The 20,448-nt window shown below is 68.3% G+C and carries 16 protein-coding genes and 1 other RNA gene; 3 read left to right on the top strand and 14 right to left on the bottom strand.

Annotated elements, in window-relative coordinates; genetic code table 11:
- Positions 1-8 precede the first annotated feature (8 nt).
- The 13 genes from J2852_RS22955 to J2852_RS22895 form a co-directional block, all read right to left on the bottom strand.
- Positions 9-1,469 carry a UDP-N-acetylmuramoylalanyl-D-glutamyl-2,6-diaminopimelate--D-alanyl-D-alanine ligase gene (locus tag J2852_RS22955; RefSeq protein ID WP_209880236.1) on the bottom strand — a complete coding sequence of 487 codons (1,461 nt, stop codon included), beginning with the start codon at positions 1,467-1,469 and terminating at the stop codon, positions 9-11.
- The gene (locus J2852_RS22950) at positions 1,466-2,923 is read right to left on the bottom strand and encodes a UDP-N-acetylmuramoyl-L-alanyl-D-glutamate--2,6-diaminopimelate ligase (RefSeq protein ID WP_425514402.1); all 1,458 of its coding nucleotides are present in this window, start codon (positions 2,921-2,923) and stop codon (positions 1,466-1,468) included. The genes J2852_RS22955 and J2852_RS22950 overlap by 4 nt, the downstream gene beginning before the upstream one ends.
- On the bottom strand, positions 2,883-4,679 hold the full coding sequence (locus J2852_RS22945) for a peptidoglycan D,D-transpeptidase FtsI family protein (RefSeq protein ID WP_209880235.1): 1,797 nt from the start codon (positions 4,677-4,679) through the stop codon (positions 2,883-2,885). The genes J2852_RS22950 and J2852_RS22945 overlap by 41 nt, the downstream gene beginning before the upstream one ends.
- Positions 4,676-5,362 (bottom strand): cell division protein FtsL, encoded by a 687-nt coding sequence (ftsL, locus tag J2852_RS22940; protein ID WP_209880233.1) that lies wholly within the window; start codon positions 5,360-5,362, stop codon positions 4,676-4,678. The genes J2852_RS22945 and ftsL overlap by 4 nt, the downstream gene beginning before the upstream one ends.
- On the bottom strand, positions 5,359-6,333 hold the full coding sequence (gene rsmH, locus J2852_RS22935; protein WP_209880231.1) for a 16S rRNA (cytosine(1402)-N(4))-methyltransferase RsmH: 975 nt from the start codon (positions 6,331-6,333) through the stop codon (positions 5,359-5,361). The genes ftsL and rsmH overlap by 4 nt, the downstream gene beginning before the upstream one ends.
- Positions 6,330-6,827 (bottom strand): division/cell wall cluster transcriptional repressor MraZ, encoded by a 498-nt coding sequence (locus tag J2852_RS22930; protein WP_209880229.1) that lies wholly within the window; start codon positions 6,825-6,827, stop codon positions 6,330-6,332. Before J2852_RS22930 ends, rsmH begins: the two co-directional genes overlap by 4 nt.
- Before the next feature lie 554 nt (positions 6,828-7,381).
- Positions 7,382-7,798, bottom strand: an RNA gene (rnpB, locus tag J2852_RS22925) — RNase P RNA component class A.
- A gap of 91 nt (positions 7,799-7,889) precedes the next feature.
- Positions 7,890-9,152 (bottom strand): MFS transporter, encoded by a 1,263-nt coding sequence (locus J2852_RS22920; RefSeq protein WP_246499924.1) that lies wholly within the window; start codon positions 9,150-9,152, stop codon positions 7,890-7,892.
- Positions 9,153-9,273: 121 nt separating this feature from the next.
- Positions 9,274-9,858 carry a Uma2 family endonuclease gene (locus J2852_RS22915; protein ID WP_209880227.1) on the bottom strand — a complete coding sequence of 195 codons (585 nt, stop codon included), beginning with the start codon at positions 9,856-9,858 and terminating at the stop codon, positions 9,274-9,276.
- A 67-nt stretch (positions 9,859-9,925) separates the two neighbouring features.
- The gene (locus tag J2852_RS22910) at positions 9,926-10,609 is read right to left on the bottom strand and encodes an N-acetylmuramoyl-L-alanine amidase (RefSeq protein ID WP_425514403.1); all 684 of its coding nucleotides are present in this window, start codon (positions 10,607-10,609) and stop codon (positions 9,926-9,928) included.
- Positions 10,609-11,487, bottom strand: a complete 879-nt coding sequence (locus tag J2852_RS22905) for a DMT family transporter (protein WP_209880223.1) — start codon at positions 11,485-11,487, stop codon at positions 10,609-10,611. Before J2852_RS22905 ends, J2852_RS22910 begins: the two co-directional genes overlap by 1 nt.
- A complete protein-coding gene (locus J2852_RS22900; RefSeq protein ID WP_209880221.1) occupies positions 11,484-13,310 on the bottom strand; it encodes an ATP-binding cassette domain-containing protein in 1,827 nt (608 codons plus the stop codon). Before J2852_RS22900 ends, J2852_RS22905 begins: the two co-directional genes overlap by 4 nt.
- A 210-nt stretch (positions 13,311-13,520) precedes the next feature.
- Positions 13,521-14,261: a TerB family tellurite resistance protein gene (locus tag J2852_RS22895; protein ID WP_209880219.1), complete on the bottom strand. Its 741-nt coding sequence runs from the start codon at positions 14,259-14,261 to the stop codon at positions 13,521-13,523.
- A gap of 247 nt (positions 14,262-14,508) precedes the next feature.
- On the opposite strand from J2852_RS22895, the gene J2852_RS22890 reads away from it, so the two are divergent.
- Both J2852_RS22890 and J2852_RS22885 read left to right on the top strand, forming a co-directional pair.
- The gene (locus J2852_RS22890; protein ID WP_209880217.1) at positions 14,509-15,069 is read left to right on the top strand and encodes a GNAT family N-acetyltransferase; all 561 of its coding nucleotides are present in this window, start codon (positions 14,509-14,511) and stop codon (positions 15,067-15,069) included.
- Between the two features lie 99 nt (positions 15,070-15,168).
- A complete protein-coding gene (locus J2852_RS22885) occupies positions 15,169-18,804 on the top strand; it encodes a hydantoinase B/oxoprolinase family protein (RefSeq protein WP_209880215.1) in 3,636 nt (1,211 codons plus the stop codon).
- Between the two features lie 4 nt (positions 18,805-18,808).
- Here J2852_RS22885 and J2852_RS22880 read toward each other — a convergent pair whose 3' ends face one another.
- Entirely contained in the window at positions 18,809-19,741 is a 933-nt protein-coding gene (locus J2852_RS22880; RefSeq protein ID WP_209880213.1) for a GNAT family N-acetyltransferase, read from the bottom strand.
- 334 nt (positions 19,742-20,075) lie between these two features.
- Between J2852_RS22880 and J2852_RS22875 the strand changes: the two genes are divergently transcribed.
- Positions 20,076-20,417 (top strand): hypothetical protein, encoded by a 342-nt coding sequence (locus J2852_RS22875; RefSeq protein ID WP_209880211.1) that lies wholly within the window; start codon positions 20,076-20,078, stop codon positions 20,415-20,417.
- Positions 20,418-20,448 lie beyond the last annotated feature (31 nt).

Raw genomic sequence — 20,448 nt, 5'->3', positions numbered from 1 at the left:
TAAACCGGTCAGCCTCTTTGTCCGTTCACCGCAGCCTGCTGCGGCGTGCCGTCGTTCTTGTCCTGTTGCTGGGTGTCCAGCGCGGCCAGTGCCTCCACCACCAAACCCGTGCGGCTGCCGGCGGAGCCCTTCACCAGCACCACGTCGCCGCCCTTGACGGCGTCCGCGACGATGGGGGCGAGGTCCGCGCTGCTCTCCTTCCACGCGCCGCGCATGGCGGCGGGCAGACGGTCGAACAGCGCCCGCATGTGCGGGCCGCAGACATAGACCGCGTCCACATGCGCGGCCTTCAGCGGCTCGGCCAGTGCGGCGTGCAGCGCGTCGGCGCGGTCGCCCAGCTCCCGCATGTCGCCCAGCACCGCGACGCGCTTGCCGCCGGCGCCGGGGTCGATCTTGCCCAGAACCTCCAGCGTCGCGGTCATCGCCGCCGGGCTGGCGTTGTAGCTCTCGTCGATCAGGGTGAAGGCGCCGCGCGGCCCCTGGATGCGCTTGCGCGTGCCGCGCCCCTTGACCGGCTGGATGGTGGACAGCGCGCGCGCAGCGGCGGCCACGTCGGCGCCCAGCGCCCTGACGGCCAGCAGCACGCCCAGGCTGTTCATCACCCAATGCTTGCCGGGCAGCGCCAGGCAATACTGGATGCGCTCGCCCTTGATGACGGCGGTCACCGCGCTGCAGGTCGCGTGCAGCGAGTATTCGACCAGACGCGCCTCCGCGTCCTCGTGACTGCCGAAGCTCCAGATGCGGCTCAGGCCCTGCGTCCGCGCGGCGGCCAGCAGGCGCCCGTAATGCGGGTTGTCGCGGTTCAGCACGGCGACCCCGTTGGGGTCCATGCCCTCGAAGATCTCGGCCTTGGCGTCGGCGATGGCCTCGACGGAGTCGAAGAACTCCAGATGCGCCGCCTCGACCGTGGTGATCAGGGCGACGTCCGGCCGCACCTGCCGCGACAGCGGCCCCAGCTCGCCCGCGTGGTTCATGCCCAGCTCGAACACGCCGAACTGGTTGTCGGCGGGCATGCGCGCCAGCGACAGCGGCACGCCCCAGTGGTTGTTCAGGCTGCCCTCGGTCGCGAAGGTGCGGCCTTGAGCGGACAGGACATGGCGCAGCGTCTCCTTGGTGCCGGTCTTGCCGACCGACCCGGTGACGCCGACCACCTTGGCCTGCGTGCGCAGCCGCGCGACGTTGCCCAGGTCGGCCATGGCCGCCAGGGTGTCCTCGACCGCCAGCAGCGGCGCGTCGCCCGGCACCCCGGCCGGGACGCTGCTCACCATGGCGGCGGCGGCGCCGGATTCCAGCGCCTTGGCGACGAAGTCATGCCCGTCGAAATTCGGCCCCTTGATGGCGACGAACAGGTCGCCCGGCGCCACCTTGCGGCTGTCGATGGACACGCCGGTGGCGGCCCACGGGCGCGTCACCTGCCCGTTGGTGGCGGCAGCAGCGTCCTCGGCGGTCCACAGGATCGTCTCGCTCATGCTCCAACCTCCGCTACGGCGGCTTGTGCCTCGGTCGCGTCGTCGAACGGACGGACCTCGGTGCCGACGGTTTGTCCCTGCTCGTGGCCCTTGCCGGCGATGACCAGGACGTCACCGGCCCGCAAACCACGGACGGCGGCGCGGATGGCCTCGCGCCGGTCGCCGATCTCTTCCAACGCCGGGGACCCCGCCAGCACCTCCTTGCGGACGGCGGCCGGATCCTCGGTGCGCGGGTTGTCGTCGGTGACGATGGCGCGGTCGGCCAGACGGCCGGCCAGTTCGCCCATCACCGGACGCTTGCCCCGGTCGCGGTCGCCGCCGCAGCCGAACACCACCACCAGCTGGCGCTGGGCGTGCGGCTTCAGCGCCGTCAGCACCGTTTCCAGCGCGTCGGGCGTGTGGGCGTAATCGACGTAGACCGTCGCCCCGCAGGGGTGCGTGGCGACGTGTTGCAGACGCCCCGGCACGCCTTCCAGACGCGTCAAGGTGTCCAAGGCCTCATCACGGTCCGCCCCGGATCCGATCACCAGACCCAGCGCGCACAGCACGTTCCAGGCCTGGAACCGGCCCGCCAGCGGCAGGTCCACGGTGAGATCGCGGCCGAGCACGGAAAGGTCCAGACGCTGTCCATGCGCCAGCGGTTCGACCCCGTTCACCCGCAACTCGCGACCGGCCAGACCGTACCCGAAGACGCGGTGACCGCGTTGTGAACAAATCTCGGATAGTTTCCGGAAGGTGTCGCTGTCGGCGTTCAGCACCGCGGCACCGCCCGTCGCCAGCACCCGGTCGAACAGCATGGCCTTGGCGTCGAAATACGCCTCCATGGTGCCGTGATAGTCCAGATGATCGCGGGTCAGGTTGGTGAAGCCGGCCGCCTTCAGCCGGACCCCGTCCAGCCGGAACTGCTCCAGCCCGTGGCTCGACGCCTCCATGGCCAGACGCTCGATCCCCGCATTTTTCACAGCGGCCAGATCGCGGTGCAGCGACACCGGGTCCGGCGTGGTCATCCCGCCATAGGCCTCCAGGCCCGGCCCGATCAGCCCCAGCGTGCCGAGGCTCGCGGCCTTCTGGCCCATGAGGTCCCAGATCTGCCGCGCGAACTGCACGGTGGAGGTCTTGCCGTTGGTGCCCGACACGGCCACCACCGTCTCCGGCTGCGCCCCATGGAAGGCCGCCGCCATCAGCGCGAACGCCCGGCGTGGCTGCTCATCCTCGATCAGCACCGCTCCCGAAGGCGCTTCCGTCCCTTTCGGCGCCACCACCGCGACGGCGCCCTTGGCGACCGCGTCGGCGATGAAGGCGCGCCCGTCCACCTTGACGCCGGGCAGGGCCGCAAACACGAAACCGGGCCTGACCGCGCGGCTATCCGCGGTCAGCCCGGTCACGTCCGGATCGGCCTGAAGCGTCGTGGCTTCAGCGTGGCTTGTTGCCAGCAGCAGGTGGGACAGAAGCAACGGTACTGCCTTTCGGTTGGGCGACGGGTTGCGGCGGAGCGATCTGGGTCTGGCCGGCGGAGTTGATGTAGGTGGCGTTCAGGATCTCGGGTGCCGTCTCGTTGACCGGCTGCACGCCCAGCAGCGGACCGATCTGCCGGACGATGCGGCCCGCCGTCGGGGCGGCGACCCAACCGCCGGTGGCGAAGCCGTAGGTCTTCTTGGTGCCCTTCGGCTCGTCCACCAGCACGTACACGATGTATTTCGGGTCGTGCATCGGGAAGGCGCCGAGGAACGACGACATGCGCGAGTTCTTCTGGTAGTGGCGGCCCTTCTGCTTGTCCGCCGTGCCGGTCTTGCCGCCGACGACGTAGCCCTGGGCGGCGGCGCCCTTCGCCGTGCCCTCCGTCACCACGAAGCGGAACAGGCGCCGCATCATGTCGGAGGTCTGCGGCGACACCACCTGATCGCCGGGCACGGGCAGGCTGGGATCGCGCTTCAGGATCGTCGGCTGGTGCATGACGCCGCCGTTGATCATGGCCGCCGCCGCCGCGACCGTGTGCATCGGGCTGACCGAGATGCCGTGGCCGAAGGAGATCGTCATGGCGTTGATCTCGCGCCACGGGTTCGGCACCAGCGGCCAGCCGTTCTCCGGCAGTTCCAATCCGGTCGGTCGGGTGAAGCCCAGCTTGGTCATGAAGGCTTTCTGCCCCGGCACGCCGACCTGCATGGCCATGCGCACGGACCCGATGTTGGAGGAGTGCTGGAACACCTCCGCCATGGTCAGCGCGCGGTGCATGTTGTGATAGTCGCTGATCGTGAAGCGGCCGATGGAGATGCCCTTCGACGCGTCGAAGTAATCGGACACGCGCATCTTGCCCGTGTCCAGCGCCATCGCCGTATTGAAGATCTTGAAGGTGGAGCCCATCTCGTACACGCCGAGCGTCGCCCGGTTGAACAACGTGTCCGGGTCCAGTCCCGTGGGATCGTGCGGATCGAAGTCGGGCAGCGAGACCATCGCCATCACTTCGCCCGTGCGCACGTCGTAGACGACACCGGCGGCGCCGATGGCGTTGAATTCTTCGACAGTCGCCTGCAACTCTTTCTTAAGGATGTGCTGAAGGCGCAAGTCTATGGACAGTTGCAGCGGGTGCGGGTCGTTGGTCAGGCGCTTGTTCTGCGACTGCTCCATGCCCGCAAGGCCGTTGTTGTCCACGCCGGTGAAGCCGACGATGTGCGAGGTCAGGTTCGACGCCGGGTAGAAGCGGCGCTCCTCCCGCTCGAAATAGACGCCGGGCAGGCCCAGCCGGTGCACGGCGGCCTGCTGCTTCGGCGGCATGTTGCGCTTGATCCAGACGAAGCGCTTCTTCTCGTCGCTCAGCTTGCCCAGCAGATCCTTGTAGTCCAGCTCCGGCAGGACCTGCGTCAGCTTGCGCGCCACCTCGTCCGGCCGGCTGATCAGCTTGGGGTCGGCGTAGAGCGACTGCGTGGTGAGCGAGGTCGCCAGCAGGTTGCCGTTGCGGTCGACGATGTCCGCGCGGTTGACCGGCGGCGCGTCCACCTCGGCGGCGAGGCGCTGGCGCGGTTCGGCGGCGCGGCTGAACAGGGTGGCGTCCACCAGCTTCACGCCGATGGCCGAGAAGACCAGGGCGACCATCGCCGCCGTCACCATCAGCCGGTTCCGGCTCTGCTCCAGCGCGACCGCCAGCGACGTCCTCGGCTGTGAAACCGGGGGCGGCGTGTAGGCGTTGTCGTAGCCGGGCGGCTGAAGGGTCATCGATTGGCTCCCAGGCGGGCGACCAGAACGCCGATGCTGTCGTGCTGCGGCGGGACGGTGTTGGAAGCGGGCTGCGGCTGCCGGGCGGCGGGGGCCGTCAAGGGTTTGGGCGCCGCCGACGGACGGGCGGCGATGTCGGTCGGCTTCGTCGTCACCACCGGCGGGGGCGGCGCCTTGACGACCGGGGCGGCGGCGGGCGCCTGCGCGGGCAGGGCAGGGACCTTGGCCGAGGCCGGGATGATCGCCGACGGCTTGATCGGGGCGGGGCGGGCCGGGGTGGCCGAGGCTGGGATGATCGCCCCGGCGGCGGGCTTGGCCGGGTTCGACGCCATCGGCGGCAGCGGGGCCGGGATGACGCTCGGCTTCGGAATCAGGGACGGCGCGGGCTCGACCTCGGGCACGGGGACCGGGCGCATGGGAACCACGTCCATCGCCACGAACTGGCGCGCCTCGGTCGGCTGCAACGCCAGATGCTGGCGCGACAGGTTCTCCAGGCGCATCGGGTCGTTCAGATAGCTCCACTCGGCCTTGAGGATCTGAATCGCCTCCTGCTCCGCCATGATCTTGCGGTTCAGCGAGCCGAGCTTCTCCTCCAGTTCCTGGACCTCGTAGCTGGTCTGGAACGTGACGACTCCCGCGACGGCAATCAGGCCGCCCCAGAACAGCGCGGATTTGTACTTCATGCCGCCTCCCTGCCGGGCGCCGGGAAGGTCGGCGCCGCCGTGCGTTCAGCCGCGCGCAGCCGGGCAGAGCGCGCGCGGGGGTTGCTGGATGCTTCCGCCTCGGTCGGGCCGATGGGCTTGCGCGACAGCAGGCGGAAGGATGGAGCGCGGGCGTCCGCCGGGGCGGTCGGCGCGTGTCGGGACGGGGAGGGCGGGGGCGAGGAACGCTCCTTCAGGAACGTCTTGACCTCCCGGTCCTCCAGCGAATGGAAGGAGACGACGGCGAGCCGCCCGCCGGGCTTCAGCAGCGACTCGGCCGCCGCGAGGCCCCGGCGCAGTTCGCCCAGCTCGTCGTTCACATGGATGCGCAGGGCCTGGAAGGTGCGCGTCGCCGGGTCGATGGCGTCGCCCTTCCCCTTCGGCACCACCGACCGCACGATCTCGGCCAGCTGCCGGGTGCGTTCGATGGGCGCGTCCTTGCGCGCGGCCACGATGGCGCGGGCGACCCGGCGGGCCATCCGCTCCTCGCCATAATGGAAGATGATGTCGGCCAGCTCGTCCTGCTCGGCGGTGTTGACCACGTCGGCGGCGGTTGGCCCATCCCGTCCCATGCGCATGTCGAGCGGGCCGTCGAAGCGGAAGGAGAATCCGCGTTCCGGCTCGTCGATCTGCGGGGAGGACACGCCGATGTCCAGCGCCACGCCGTCCACCGACTCGACTCCGCGCGCGGCCAGCAGGGAACCCATATCGCCGAATCGGCCTTCCACGATCTCCAGCCGGCCGGGGTAGGCGGCCGCGAGCTGGCGGCCGCGTTCGATGGCCTGGGGGTCGCGGTCGATGCCCCAGACGCGGCAGTTCGCCGCCTCCAGGATGGCGCGGGTGTAGCCGCCCGCCCCGAAGGTGCCGTCCACATAGACGCCGCCGTCACGCGGGGCGAGGGCGGCGACGACCTCGTTCAGCAGAACCGGAACATGGATGGGGGCGTCGGTCATGCGCCCTCCCCTGCCCGGCCGGCGGCGCCGCGCGAGGCCTTGGCGACGATCTGGCTCAGCGAGATGTCCTTGCGCACGACTTGGTCGCGCAGCGCGGCCTCGTGGGCCTTCAGCGCGTTCGGTTCCCAAATCTGGAAGGTCTTGCGGCGGCCGATGAAGGCGGCTTCCTCGCCGATGCCGGCGAACTCGGCAAGCTCCTTGGGGAGGACGATTCGGCCCTCGTTGTCGAGGGACACGGGGATGAGCTTGCCGAAGATGAAGGTCTCGATCATGTCGCGCTCGTCCGCGTCCAGGTCGGGGGACTCAAGGCTGTCGGAGAGCACGTCGAGATAATCCTGATCGGCGCCTTCCAGCGCCTGATGGTTCAGCGAGGGCCAGAGATAGACGGTGCCGGGGGCCGACGTTTTGGCAAGCGACTGCCGGAACTGCGCCGGGATGGAGCAGCGACCTTTCCTGTCAACTTTGTTGACGTATGTGGAAAGGAAAACGGCCATAGGCCCGGTGAACTCCCCCAGCTTCCCCGTTGCGTGAGACCCCGCCGTCGCGTGGTCCGCGTGTCGCTTTGCCCAAAACCTGCCCGCTCGGATTACCCGGGATGGGTAGGTCTCCCCCTAAACTGGGCATTCTTGGGATAGCATGGGACGGCATGGGCGTCAACGGCCCCGCCAGTAATCAGATACCAGTGTCAAGACTTTTCACCCGATGTGTTGCTTCGGCGCAAATAGGTGAACGGAATCGGCGAAATGTCGCAGAGTTCCGGTGTTATGCACACCTGTGGATAACTGCGACTCGGGCGGTTCGCCGAATGTTCCTAAAATCCGACCCGAATCTATAGTGAAATAACTTTGCCTAAGTCCGAATCGCACCCTCCCAAAGGCCTACCCAGCAGGGGGGGTGGATACGGGTCTGGCATGGGACGGCATGGGAAAACGCCCCACAGTTATCCACCGGCTGTGGATGATCCTGGGGAAAGTTTTGGGGGGCAGGGCAAAACCCCGCGATTTCGGGGCAGGGCGCCACCCCGAACGGGCTAGGAATGGATGGGATAAGCGCCAGATGGCCTGTAAGCCGGGTTTTGTCCCCAGGTTGCCCTGGTGGATGGCCATTCATCTGGGACGCCGGTTGCCCGGCGCCTCTCGCGACCAACCCGGGCGGCGGCGCGGAAACGCGCTTGGCCCCATACAGTCCCAGCCAATCAAAGAAAGGTTGGAACTGCGGGCCGTGCCGCCCCTATTCGGTCTTGCTCCCGGTGGGGTTTACCGTGCCGCCCCTGTTGCCAGGGGCGCGGTGCGCTCTTACCGCACCCTTTCACCCTTACCGCGGCCCGAGGACCGCTGGCGGTTTGCTTTCTGTGGCACTTTCCCTAGGGTCGCCCCCGCCGGCCGTTAGCCGGCACCGTGTTTCCGTGGAGCCCGGACTTTCCTCCCCCGACGGCTGTGTCGAAGGCGGCCATCCGGCCATCTGGCGGGGCACTATGTACAGAGGAATGACGGGATCCGCAATGCCGCTTGGAAGGTGGTGGGGGCCGATCCCAAACCGGCCCCCATTTTTGCTAGCTATGAAGCGCGTTGCGTCGCCTCGATCAGCTGCGTGCCCACCGGGGACACGGGCATGGCGGGGAAATGCTCCTTCACCTCCGGCGCGGCGCGGCGGGTCATCCGATAGAAGCCCCACAGCGCGATCAGCCCCTGCGCGGCGACGATCAGCCACGCCAGCCCATCGTTTCCCAGGTAGGACATGGCGAAGCCGCCCAGCACCGGCCCGGTCGCCATGCCCGTGCCCTGGACGATCAGCAGGCCGCCCGACGCGGCGACGAACTCCTGCGGCGTGACCGCGTCGTTCACATGGGCGACGACCACATTGTAGGTGGGCAGGATCAGCCCGCCGAAGGCGAAGGCCAGGACGTAGGTGAGCAGCGGCGGCAGCCGCTCCGGCACGGCCAGCACCGTCGCTCCCAGGATCAGCGCGGAGCCCAGCGCGATCGCGATGACCACGATCCGCCGGTCCATCCGGTCGGAAATCCAGCCGAACGGCCAGGTGGTGGCGAAGGCGCCCAGCGTCGCGCAGGCCATGAAGACGGCGATGCCCGTCTCCGAAAAGTCCAGCCTCTGCGCGTAATAGGGGCCGAGCGCGAAGAACGCCCCCGTGGTGATCCCGCACAGGAAGGCGGCGACAAGCCCGAACGGCGACTGCCGGTACAGCTTGCGCAGGTCCAGCCCGGCCTGCTCCTCGCCCAGGTTCGGCGCGGTGGCGCGCGAGACCGTCACTGGCACCAGTGCCAGCGAGATGATGACCGACGCGATGCAGAACAGCATGAAGCCCGCCGGATTCGCAACCGGCAGCAGCAGCTGCCCCGCCACGCCGGAAATCAGCCCGGTCATGCTGTACAGGCCGAGGATCTGCCCCCGGATGGCCGGAGTCGCCGCACCGTTCAGCCAGCTTTCCACCGCCATGAACAGGCCGGCGAAGCAGAATCCGGTCATGGTGCGGAAGACCACCCAAGCGATCGGGTCCACGATCATCAGGTGGAGCAGGGCGGCCGCCGACGCCAGCGAGGCCAGCGCCGCGAAGGTCCGCGTGTGCCCGACCGCGCGGATCAGCGCTCCCGCCCTCAACGATCCCAGCACCAGCCCGGCCGAAAAGCCCGAACCGATCAACCCGATTTCCGTCGCGGAGAATCCCTCGATGCCGCCGCGCACGGTCAGCAGCGTGCCTTGCAGCGTGTTCCCCATCTGCATCAGCCCAAAGCCGACCAGCAGCGCCACCACCGTCGGCAGTGTGCCCGCAATGCCCGTTTTGCCAGCGGTTTCTGGTTTCAATGGGAGCCTCTTGTCCTTGATTGCAGCCTCGTGCGCGGCGTCGTTGCTGCGCCGCACATAAGTGTGCAAACAGATCAGGCGCGGGATGCTCCCGTTCCCCGCGCCCGTCCCCCGTCCCCGGTCAGCCGCCGGTGGGGCCTGCTCCCAAATCCACGTTCGCATAAAGCGCCGACACGGGCGCCTCGAACCCGACGCCGTCGAGCGTCAGCACGTCCGCGTCTTCGACCAGCAAATCGACCTGCCACCGCGTGTCGTCCAGCCGCCGATGCACCTCGACGAACAGCATCTCCGAGTGGATCAGGACGATCTCCTGCACGCTGGCGATGGACCGGTAGACCGGCAGCTTGATCTTGCGGTCGTGATCCTCCGTCGAGCGGGACAGGATCTCGACGATGACCAGCGGATCAGGAACGGCGTATTGCCCGTGCTCATGCGGCTTGCAGGTCACCGCGAGGTCGGCCTGAAAGTAGTTCCGGAAGCTGTTGGGCTTCAGGATGCCCGCCTCCGACCGCACATGGCAGGGCGGGCGCTTGCGCAGAACATCCGTCAGGGCAACGGCGGCGTTGACCGCTATGATCTGATGCGCCCCATAGGTCGGCGCCATCGCCACCGGCACGCCGTCGATCAGCTCATACTTCGTGTCAGTCCCATCGTCCCAGACGAGGAACTCATCCACGCTCATGCGCTTGTAGGCTGGTTCCGACATACCGCGCCCCACCGATGATCGGCAACGCTCATCAATATAAGGTATGGCGCGCCGATAGCGATATCGCTTATCGCCCGGTCATCCGCATCAGCGCGCGCAGCCGCCGCACCGTCTCCGCGTCGGCTTCCCCCGTCATCGCCTCCGGCCGGAAATGCCGTTGGAAAGACAGCAGCGTGCGCGGGCAGGCCGCGTCATACCCATAGCGCCCCAGCAACGCCGCCACCTCGCCCTCGCCAACCGGCCCGTCGTCCGGATCCAGCGCCTCCGGCCAAACCCCGATCCCTTGCGCCGCCAGCCCGCGCCAGTCGAACAGTTCGCCGGGATCCTCCTTGCGCGACGGGGCGATGTCGCTGTGCCCGATGACGTCCTCCGGGGCGATCCCATGCCGTCCCATCACGTCCCGGCACAGCTCCGCCACCGCCATCATCTGCGCCTCGGGGAAAGGCCGATAGCCGAACTCGTGCCCCGGATTGACGATCTCGATTCCGATGGACCGGCTGTTCACGTCGGCCACGCCCCGCCAGGACGACACGCCCGCGTGCCACGCGCGCCGGTCCTCGGGCACATGGGCGTAGACGGTGCCGTCCTCGTCCACCGTGTAATGGGCGCTGACCTGCGCCGCCGGATCGCACAGCCGGGCCAGGGCATCGGCCGCCGTCGGCATGCCCGTATAATGAAGAATGAGCAGTTCCGCCCGCGTCCCCTCCGGCCGAGGTCCATGGTTGGGGGAGGGCAGGGAAACGATTCTCATCATGTCGGGTTGGTCACCTTCTCCGCCACCACGGTGGGGCGCCTCAGCACGACGACCGCGACTCCGCCCACCGTCAGCAGCCCGCCCAGCACCAGCCGCAGCGTGAACGGGTCGTCCATCAGAAGAACGCCCGCCGCCACGCCGAACACCGGCACGGTCAGCAGATAGGGCATGGTCTGGTTCACCTCATACTTGCGCAGCAGAGGGTACCACAGGCCGTAGGCCCCGATGGTCGCCCCGATCGCGAGGTAGGCGAGCGACGCCCACCCCCACGGGGTCGCGTTGGCGACCGCCTCCATCTGCCCCTGCTCCATCAGCAGCGACAGCACCAGCAGCTGCGGCGCGGCGAACAGCGCCATCCAGCCGTTCAGCGCGAAGCCGTCCACGCCGGTGATCATCTTCATCTGCGCGCTGGCGACCGCGAAGGCGAGGCTCGCCCCCAGGATCAGCAGCAGCGGAGTCAACTGCCCGGCAAGGCGCGGCTCGCCCGCGATGACGACCACCCCGGCGAAGGAGGCCGCCATGCCCAAGGCCCGGCGCCAGCCCAGCTTGTCCTTGAACAGGATCGCCGCCAGCAGGGAGGAGAAGGGCACCTGCGCCTGCGCCGCGATGGAGGCGGTGGCCGCGTCGATGCCGTTCAGCCCGTTGAACATCAGCGGGAAATGGATGCTGCCCAGCGTCACCGACAGCGCGGCGATGGGCAGCATCCTGCCCTTCGGCACCCGCGTGAAGGGCAGCAGCAGCGCCGCCACCAGCATGAAGCGCAAGGCCATGAGGAACATCGGCGGGAATTCCGCCAGCCCCCATTTCGCGACCACGAAGTTCAGTCCCCACAGCGCCATCACCACAAGCGCCATCAGGGAGTCGCGAAAGCTCATCCCCGGCCGCCTTCCAGCTCCTCGCGCAAGGCTTCCAGCTCCAGCCAGCGTTCCTCGGCGGCGGCCAGCTCGGCCTGCTTGGCGTGCAGCTGCTCCGACGTCTTCTGGAACTTCGCCGCGTCGCGGGTGAACAGGTCGGGGTCGGCCAGCGCCTTTTCCAGCTTCGCCACCTCGGCGGTCAGCGTGTCCATGCGCGCCGGCAGCTCGTCCAGTTCGCGCTGGTCCTTGTAGCTCAGCTTGCCCCTGGGCTTCGGCGCGGCGGGCTGGGCCGCCGGCTTGGCCTTCGCGGGGGCCGCCGCCTTCTCCTTCGGCGCCGGGCGCTGGATCAGATAGTCGGAATAGCCGCCCGCGTATTCGGCGACCGTGCCGTCCCCTTCCAGGGCGATCGTGCTCGTCACCAGCCGGTCGAGGAAATCGCGGTCGTGGCTGACCAGCAGCAGCGTGCCCTGATAGTCGCCCAGCACGTCCTCCAGCAGGTCCAACGTGTCCATGTCCAGGTCGTTGGTCGGCTCGTCGAGGATCATCATGTTGCTGGGCCGCGCGAACAGCCGCGCCAGCAGCAGCCGGTTGCGCTCACCGCCGGACAGGGCCTTCACCGGGCTGTCCAGCTGCCGGGTGTCGAACAGGAAGTCGCGGATGTAGCCGGCGACGTGGCGCGGGTTCCCATTGACCATCACGCTGTCGCCGCCGAACGGGCACAGCACCTTGCGGATCGTGTCCTCGGGGTCGAGCCCGGCGCGCCGCTGGTCGAAATAGGCGGTTTCCAGATTGGTCCCCAGCCGCACCGTGCCGCTGTCCGGCTCCATCTGGCCGGTCAGCATCTTCAACAGGGTGGACTTGCCGGCGCCGTTCGGCCCGATCAGCCCGACCCGATCCCCGCGCAGGATGCGCGTGGAGAAATCCTTGACGATGACCTTCGGCCCCTCGGACGAGTCAAACGCCTTGGAAATCCGCTCCGCCTCGATGACCAGCCGCCCGCCGCGCTCGGCCTCGGAAATGGCGAGCTTGGCCTGCTGCCCGCCCTTGATCCGCTCGGCCCGGTCCGTCCGCAATTGCAGCAGCGCGCGCACGCGGCCCATGTTGCGGGTTCGCCGGGCGGAGATGCCCTCGCGCAGCCACTTCATCTCGCCTTCGATCTTGCGGTCGAGCTTCTGGGCGGCGATCTCCTCCGATTCGAACACCTCGGCCTGCCACGCCTCGAACTCGGAGAAGCCGCGATCGGTCGCCCGCACCGTGCCGCGGTCCAGCCACAGCGTCCGCCGCGCCAGCCGGTTCAGGAAGGTGCGGTCGTGCGAGATCAGCAGCAGCCCGCCGCGATAGGCCAGCAACTCCTCTTCCAGCCACTCGATGGTGGGAAGGTCGAGGTGGTTGGTCGGCTCGTCCAGCAGCATCACGTCCGGGTTGCCGACCAGCGTGCGGGCCAGCGCCGCGCGCCGCGCCTCGCCGCCCGACAGCGTGTTGGGGTCGAGATGCCCGGCGACCTGCAAGCGGTCCAGCACCGCGTCCACCCGGTGCGCCTCGTCCTGCTCGTCCGCCGGCAGCCCGCTGGCCACGTAATCATGGACGGTCGCGCAGCCGGTGAAGTCCGGCTCCTGCGGCAGATAGGCGATGCGGGCGCCCGGCTGCACGAAGACCTGCCCGCCGTCCGGCTGGACCATGCCGGCGAGCACCTTCATCAGCGTGGACTTGCCGGACCCGTTGCGGCCGACCAGACAGGCCTTGTCGCCGCGCGCGATGGACACGTCGATGGTTTCGAACAGCGGCCGGCCGCCGAAGGTGATGGACACGCCCTGAAGCGCGGTGATGGGAGCGGGAGGAGCCATGACCCGGAACATGGAGAATGAAGGGCCGCTTTTATAGCCCGCCGGCCCGCCCGCCGCGACCGAATTCCCTCTCCCGCCCCGGGAGAGGGAAGGGGCCCACGCGAAGCGTGGGAAGGGTGAGGGTGCCGACAAGGATCAGCGTTCAACCTTTGCAAGCCCCTCATCCGGCCGCTGCGCGGCCACCCTCTCCCGGGGCGGGAGAGGGGGAAATCACCCCCGCCCGCGCTCCTTCGCGACCCGATCATAGGCCGCGTTGATCGTGGCGACCTTCTGGGTGGCGAGGTCGATGAACTCCTGCGGAAGGCCCTGGGCGATCAGCCGGTCGGGGTGATGCTCGCGCACCAGACGGCGGTGTGCCGCCTTCACCTCATCATCCGTCGCCGTGCGCGAGACGCCCAGCACGCCGTAGGGATTGGTCTCGTCCGCCGTTCCCGCCACATGGTGCCCGGCCAGGATGCGATCGAAATCGGCGTCGGCGAACCCGAAGATGTGCGCCACGCTGCGCAGATACTCCACCTCGGTCTCGTGCAGCTCGTCGTCGGCCTCGGCGATCATCAGCAGGCTGTCCAGCAGCTCTTCCAGAACCGCGTGCCGGTTCTCGAACAGGGCCGCGATCTGCCGCGCGTACTCCTCAAATCCGTGGGTGTCGCGCCGCGCGAGGTCGAAAACGCGGCCGACGTTGTCCAATTCCTCCGGGGGCACCCGGAACAGGCGCTTGAAGGTGTCCACCTCCACGCGCTTCACCACCCCATCGGCGCGCGCCATCTTGGCGGCCAGCGCGATGACGCCGATGGTGAAGGCGATGGACTTGGTGGCGTCGCCCGGCCCGCACATCCCCTCCAGCCGGAAGCGGCCCACCGCGTGCCCGGCCGCCAGTCCCACCAGCGCGCCGATTGGTCCGCCGATGGCGAAGCCCGCGGCCCCGCCCAGGATCGTGCCCCAGATGCTCATTGCGAAAACGCCTCTTGCCGGATGAGGCGCAGCATAACGGCCGGCCTCCGCCCCGCCAACTGTTGCGTCTCCGCCACAAGCTTGGCCCTTTCCGGCCGGTGCCCTTGCCATTCATGTTGCGCCGCACCATTTCGGGATGCAGTGTCAAACTCATATGACGTTCGGCTGATTCAACGGTCGGCATTCTAGGGACGAGCGCTCTCAAGCGGTGCGTTTATCGGTTCGACAAACGTGAGCGACAAGAGCCATGCCTGCTTTCCGCAAGCTTCTCCCCACCGAACGGGACCAATATCTGGCGCACCTGCTGCGGCTGGACCGGACTGACCGCTACGCGCGTTTCACCGGCACCATTTCCGACGACGTCATCCGGCAGCACGTCGCCGGCCTCGACTGGGGCCGCACCATTCTGGTCGGGGCCTTCATCCAGGGCGAGCTGCGCGGCGCGGTCGAGTTGTGCACCGACCGCCTGCTCTGGCCGAATCAGGCCGAACTGGGGATCAGCGTGGAAAAGGGGCTTCAGGGGCGAAAGGTCGGCACCACCCTGATTCGCCGCACCATGACCATCGCTGCCAACCGGTCCATCCAGCAGGTCCACATGATCTGCCTCGCCGACAACGTCCGCATGCGCGCGCTGTCGCGCAAGCACGGCGGCCGGATCGAGCTGGAAGGCGGGGAATTCTCCGTCACCTTCGACCTGCCGCGCCCGAACCAGTTCTCCCTGGCGCTGGAAGCGCTGGAAGACGGGGCCGGCGCCTTCAACACCGTTCTCGACCGTTTCCAGGGCGCTGCCCTCGACCGCGCGGCATAAAGCGCGGCGCATTCCATTCTTCCGCCAGCTTCGGGTTGACCTGCGCCGCCGGATCGCCACACTCCGTTCCAAACCCAAGAAGAACGGGGAGTAAGGGCGATGACCACCCAGGCGCAAGGCCACCCATCGAACGGCCAATCGATTGGCCGGTGGCAGTTCTGGATCGACCGGGGCGGCACCTTTACCGACATCGTGGCGAAGCGGCCCGACGGTTCGGTGGTGACGCACAAGCTGCTGTCCGAAAACCCGGAGCGCTACCCGGACGCCGCCATCCAGGGCATCCGCGACCTGCTGGGCCTCGCCCCCACCGACTCCATCCCGGCCGAGGCGGTGGAGGCGGTGAAGATGGGGACCACCGTCGCCACCAACGCGCTGCTGGAGCGCAAGGGCGAGCGCACCCTCCTCCTCATCACCGAGGGGCTTGGTGACCAGCTTCGCATCGGCTATCAGGCCCGGCCGAAGATCTTCGCGCGCCACATCGTCCTGCCCGAACTGCTCTACGACCGCGTGATCGAGGTGCCGGAGCGCCTGATGGCCGACGGGACGGAGCTGAAGCCCGTCGATCTGCGCGCCGTCCGCCTCCAGCTTGAGGACGCCTTCCGCGAGGGCTTCCGCTGCGCCGCCATCGTGCTGATGCACGGCTACCGCTTCCCCGAGCATGAAAATCAGGTCGCCTCGCTGGCCCGTGCGGTCGGCTTCACCCAGGTGTCGGTCAGCCATCAGGTCAGCCCGCTGATGAAGATCGTCGGGCGCGGCGACACCACCGTCGTGGACGCCTACCTCTCGCCGATCCTGCGCCGCTATGTCGATCAGGTCGCCGGGCAGCTGAACGGCACCCGCCTGATGTTCATGCAGTCGAACGGCGGCCTGACCGACGCGCGCTTCTTCCAGGGCAAGGACGCCATCCTCTCCGGCCCGGCCGGCGGCATCGTCGGCGCGGTGCGCACCGCGCGCATGGCCGGATTCGACCGGGTCATCGGCTTCGACATGGGCGGCACCTCCACCGACGTGTCCCACTACGCGGGCGAGTACGAGCGCGCCTTCGACACGGTGGTGGCCGGCGTGCGCATGCGGGCGCCGATGATGCACATCCACACCGTGGCGGCCGGCGGCGGCTCGGTCTGCGTCTTCGACGGCAGCCGCTTCCGCGTCGGGCCGGAGAGCGCGGGGGCCAACCCCGGCCCGGCCTGCTACCGGCGCGGCGGCCCGCTGACGGTGACCGACTGCAACGTCATGGTCGGCAAGCTGAACCCCAAATTCTTCCCGCACGTCTTCGGCCCCGACGCCGACCAGCCGCTCGACGCCGCCGTCGTCCGCGAGAAGTTCACCGCTCTCGCCGCCGAGGTCCGGGAAAAACTCGGCACCGACCTGACGCCCGAGCAGGTCGCCGAGGGCTTCCTGAAGATCGCCGTGGACAACATGGCGAACGCCATCAAGAAGATCTCGGTCCAGCGCGGCTACGACGTCACGCAATACACGCTGAACGGCTTCGGCGGGGCCGCCGGGCAGCATGTCTGCCTGGTCGCCGACGCGCTCGGCATGCGCAAGGTCTTCCTGCACCCGCACGCCGGCGTGCTGTCCGCCTACGGCATCGGCCTCGCCGACACCGTCGCCATCCGCGAACGCGCGGTGGAGGCGCGCCTCGACGACGCCCTGGTCACCGACCTCGACCAAATCCTTACCACCCTGGAGGCCGAGGGGCGCGCCGAACTCGCCCGCCAGGGCGTGGAGGACGCGCGGACCGCCGTCCACCGCAAGGCGCACATCAAGGTGGAGGGCTCCGACAGCCCGCTGATCGTCGATTTCGGCCCGCTCGCCACCATGACCGCGGCGTTCGAAGCCGCGCACCGCCAGCGCTACGGTTTCATGATGGAGGGCAAGCCCCTGGTGGTCGAGGCCGTCTCGGTCGAGGCGGTCGGCCACACCGACAGCGCCGACGACGTGGATTTGCCCAACGTCACCGGCGCCCTGCCGCGCCGCCTCTCGACCCTCACCATCCACACCGGCGGCCAGAAGCGCGAGGCCCCCGTCTACGACCGCGACCAGCTCCAGCCCGGCAACCGCATCACCGGCCCGGCCATCATTCGCGAGAAGATCGCCACCACCGTGATCGAGCCCGGCTGGATCGCCGAGGTGACGCGCAAGAACCACCTCGTCCTGACCCGCTACGAAGAGCTGCCGCAGCGCCTCGCCATCGGCACCAAGGCCGACCCGGTGATGCTGGAGGTCTTCAACAACCTGTTCATGTCCATCGCCGAACAGATGGGCTTCACGCTGGAAAAGACCGCCTATTCCGTGAACATCAAGGAACGGCTGGACTTCTCCTGCGCCCTGTTCGACCGGGACGGCGGCCTGATCGCCAACGCCCCGCACATGCCGGTCCACCTGGGCTCCATGGGCGAGAGCGTGCGCGCCGTCCGCGAGGGCCGGGGTTCCGACCTGAAGCCCGGCGACGTGGTCATGCTGAACGACCCCTACCACGGCGGCACGCACCTGCCGGACATCACCGTGGTCACCCCTGTCTTCGACGACGCCGGCAAGGAGGTGCTGTTCTACGTCGCCTCGCGTGGCCACCACGCCGACGTCGGCGGCATCACCCCCGGCTCCATGCCGCCCGACAGCCGGACCATCGAGGACGAGGGCGTCCTCATCGACAACTTCCTGCTGGTCGAGGGCGGCCAGTTCCGCGAGCAGGCGGTCGTCGACCTCTTCACCACCGGGCCGCACCCCGCCCGCAACGTCCAGCAGAACCTCGGCGACCTGAAGGCGCAGATCGCCGCCAACGAGCAGGGCGTGCGCGAGCTGCGCCGCATCGTCGGCCAGTTCGGCCTGGACACGGTGCGCGCCTACATGCGCCACGTCCAGGACAACGCGGAGGAGCAGGTCCGCCGCGCCATCGACGTGCTGACCGACGGCGACTTCGTCCAGGAACTGGACAACGGCGCGGTCATCAAGGTCCGCATCTCCATCGACAAGGCGAACCGCTCGGCCACGGTGGACTTCACCGGCACCAGCGCGCAGCTGCCCAGCAACTTCAACGCCCCCAGCGCGGTCTGCCGAGCCGCCGTGCTCTACGTCTTCCGCACCCTGGTGGACGACGAGATCCCGATGAACGAGGGCTGCCTGCGGCCCATCGAGATCGTCATCCCGCCGAGCTCCATGCTGGCGCCCAGCTACCCCGCCGCCGTGGTCGCCGGCAACGTGGAGACCAGCCAGTGCATCACCGACGCGCTGTACGGCGCGCTGGGCGTGCTGGCCTCCGCGCAGGGCACCATGAACAACACGACCTTCGGCAACGAGCGGCACCAGTATTATGAGACGGTCTGCGGCGGTTCCGGTGCCGGCCCCGGCTTCCACGGGACGGACGCGGTGCACACGCACATGACCAACTCCCGCCTCACCGACCCGGAGGTGCTGGAGTGGCGCTTCCCCGTGCTGCTGGAAAGCTTCCGCATCCGCCGGGGGTCGGGCGGGGAGGGCAAGTGGAACGGCGGCAACGGCGTGGTCCGCCGCCTGAAGTTCCTGGAGCCGATGACGGCGGCGATCCTGTCCAACCACCGCCGCGTTCCCCCCTTCGGCCTGAAGGGCGGCGAGCCGGCCATGACCGGCCGCACCTGGGTCCAGCGCACCGACGCCTCGGTGGAGGAGCTCGGCCCCCAGGACAAGACCGCCATGAACGTGGGCGACGTGCTGGTGGTGGAAACCCCCGGCGGCGGCGGCTACGGGGAGGCGTAAGGGGTTAACGGACGCGCGCCAGCCGTTTGCGCTGACCTTCAATCACCCGGTGCTTGAAGGAGCCCAGATGCCGGCGCGCGTCGAACAGCAGGCTTCCCTTTTCCACGATGGTTCGACGGGCGATGTTCCCGCCGAACCCCAGCATGAATTGCAGGCGCTGCGGGCTGGTGACCCCGTCGAAGTCGAAGCGCAGCCCCCGCGCCTGCGCCTCTTGGATGCCGTGCCAGACCAGCAGGCTCACCGCGCCCAATTCGGCCGAATCCCGGTTCCGCGTGGACAGAAAGTAATAACAGTCGTTCTGGTCCCAGATGAAGAAGACGGCGGCGTGCGGCGTTCCCTGTTCGTCGAAGGCGGCCAGGATGCGGCCCTGGTCCCGGCTCTCCACCGCCCGGTGCACGCTCTCGATCAGGTCCAGGTCGAAGTAGGACGCCCCCTCCAGGTTCGCCGCGTAGAAGGCGCGGAACGCCGCCGCCGACAGTGGTGCTACGGTCAGCCGCTCCTGCGCGCGCCGGATCAGGTTGCGCGTCTTGTCCCGCATGTCCCGCCATGGGTCGCACTGCGGGCGCCGGGTGTCGATGATGAAGGTGTGCAGGATCCGCGTGCGGAACCCGTGCATCTGCCAGGCCAGCGCGTCCGGGCAGGACGGGCCGAGGACGAAGTGCGTGTAGTGCGCGCTCGGCAGCTGCTCGATGATCTCCGACAGGATGGACAGCGACTTGCGGTTCAGCGATTCGCTTTTCTTTCCATCCACCGACAGCACCGGATACAGCACCCGCGTCAGCGGCGGCGTGCCGCAGGCCGTCATGCCCTGTTCCCGAAAGGTGCCGAAGGGCAGCCGTCCAAAAATATGGCCGCCCTTTTCGGCGGCCGCCTCCCCCCAATGTCCTTCCGACACGGTGTCAAGCCACCAATCTTCATGGAAGATCGTCCTGTACATCGTTCTTCTTTCTTCCGGGGGGAGCGGCCACGGAGCAAATCATCCGTGAAAAGTTCATCGTTGCGCGGTTGCGAAAGACCGCACCGCGTCTTCTGCGCGGTTTGTTGAACAACGCTTTGCCGCCCCTGCTTCAGGACGATCGCGTGGTGAGACCTGCCTAACATTGATAAATTGCATACGACAATTGCCCCAATGGGATGGTCGCCAGTGTATCCAGCGCTTCCAACGGGGCATCTCCATCGGCACGGAACGGATTGCCGCGACGGTGCGCGCCCGACCGAAAGTGCTGATTTGTCGCGTTGACGTTGCGGAGCGTGCGACCGATAGTTTCGCGATGCGCGAACAAGAACCTCCGCTTGAGGACATCCTCCGCAACCTTCACGCCCTTTTCGAAAGCGAAAAGGAAATCGTGCAGGACGCCCGCTCGCTCGGCCGCCGCCTCGACCGCTCGGAAGCGGGGCAGGGGGAAACCCGTGAACTGCTCGGCCGCATGGAAGAGCTGTTGGGTCGGGTGTTGGACAACCAATCCGCCCTGCTGGTCCAGCTGGAAACGCTCGCTGCCGAACGGCGCGAGCTGGACCGTCTGGAAGATCTCGTCCTGCGCCTGATCGCCCGCCTGCCGCTGGCCGGCATGGCCGACCCGCCCGCGATCAAGGTCCCCGACCAAGTCAATTAAGGACCACGTCAATCAAAGGCGTTGAAGCAGG

The sequence above is a fragment of the Azospirillum soli genome (assembly GCF_017876165.1).
In the GTDB taxonomy this organism is placed as follows: Bacteria; Pseudomonadota; Alphaproteobacteria; order Azospirillales; family Azospirillaceae; genus Azospirillum; species Azospirillum soli.
This window is presented reverse-complemented; position numbering and strand designations above follow the sequence as displayed.

Excerpts from the sequence above, each read along its gene's own strand:
- J2852_RS22955 (WP_209880236.1), bottom strand. The coding sequence starts at position 1,469 with ATGAGCGAGACGATCCTGTGGACCGCCGAGGACGCTGCTGCCGCCACC.
- J2852_RS22945 (WP_209880235.1), bottom strand. The coding sequence starts at position 4,679 with ATGACCCTTCAGCCGCCCGGCTACGACAACGCCTACACGCCGCCCCCG.
- ftsL (WP_209880233.1), bottom strand. The coding sequence starts at position 5,362 with ATGAAGTACAAATCCGCGCTGTTCTGGGGCGGCCTGATTGCCGTCGCG.
- rsmH (WP_209880231.1), bottom strand. The coding sequence starts at position 6,333 with ATGACCGACGCCCCCATCCATGTTCCGGTTCTGCTGAACGAGGTCGTC.
- J2852_RS22930 (WP_209880229.1), bottom strand. The coding sequence starts at position 6,827 with ATGGCCGTTTTCCTTTCCACATACGTCAACAAAGTTGACAGGAAAGGT.
- J2852_RS22915 (WP_209880227.1), bottom strand. The coding sequence starts at position 9,858 with ATGTCGGAACCAGCCTACAAGCGCATGAGCGTGGATGAGTTCCTCGTC.
- J2852_RS22910 (WP_425514403.1), bottom strand. The coding sequence starts at position 10,609 with ATGAGAATCGTTTCCCTGCCCTCCCCCAACCATGGACCTCGGCCGGAG.
- J2852_RS22905 (WP_209880223.1), bottom strand. The coding sequence starts at position 11,487 with ATGAGCTTTCGCGACTCCCTGATGGCGCTTGTGGTGATGGCGCTGTGG.
- J2852_RS22900 (WP_209880221.1), bottom strand. The coding sequence starts at position 13,310 with ATGGCTCCTCCCGCTCCCATCACCGCGCTTCAGGGCGTGTCCATCACC.
- J2852_RS22895 (WP_209880219.1), bottom strand. The coding sequence starts at position 14,261 with ATGAGCATCTGGGGCACGATCCTGGGCGGGGCCGCGGGCTTCGCCATC.
- J2852_RS22890 (WP_209880217.1), top strand. The coding sequence starts at position 14,509 with ATGCCTGCTTTCCGCAAGCTTCTCCCCACCGAACGGGACCAATATCTG.
- J2852_RS22885 (WP_209880215.1), top strand. The coding sequence starts at position 15,169 with ATGACCACCCAGGCGCAAGGCCACCCATCGAACGGCCAATCGATTGGC.
- J2852_RS22880 (WP_209880213.1), bottom strand. The coding sequence starts at position 19,741 with ATGTACAGGACGATCTTCCATGAAGATTGGTGGCTTGACACCGTGTCG.
- J2852_RS22875 (WP_209880211.1), top strand. The coding sequence starts at position 20,076 with ATGCGCGAACAAGAACCTCCGCTTGAGGACATCCTCCGCAACCTTCAC.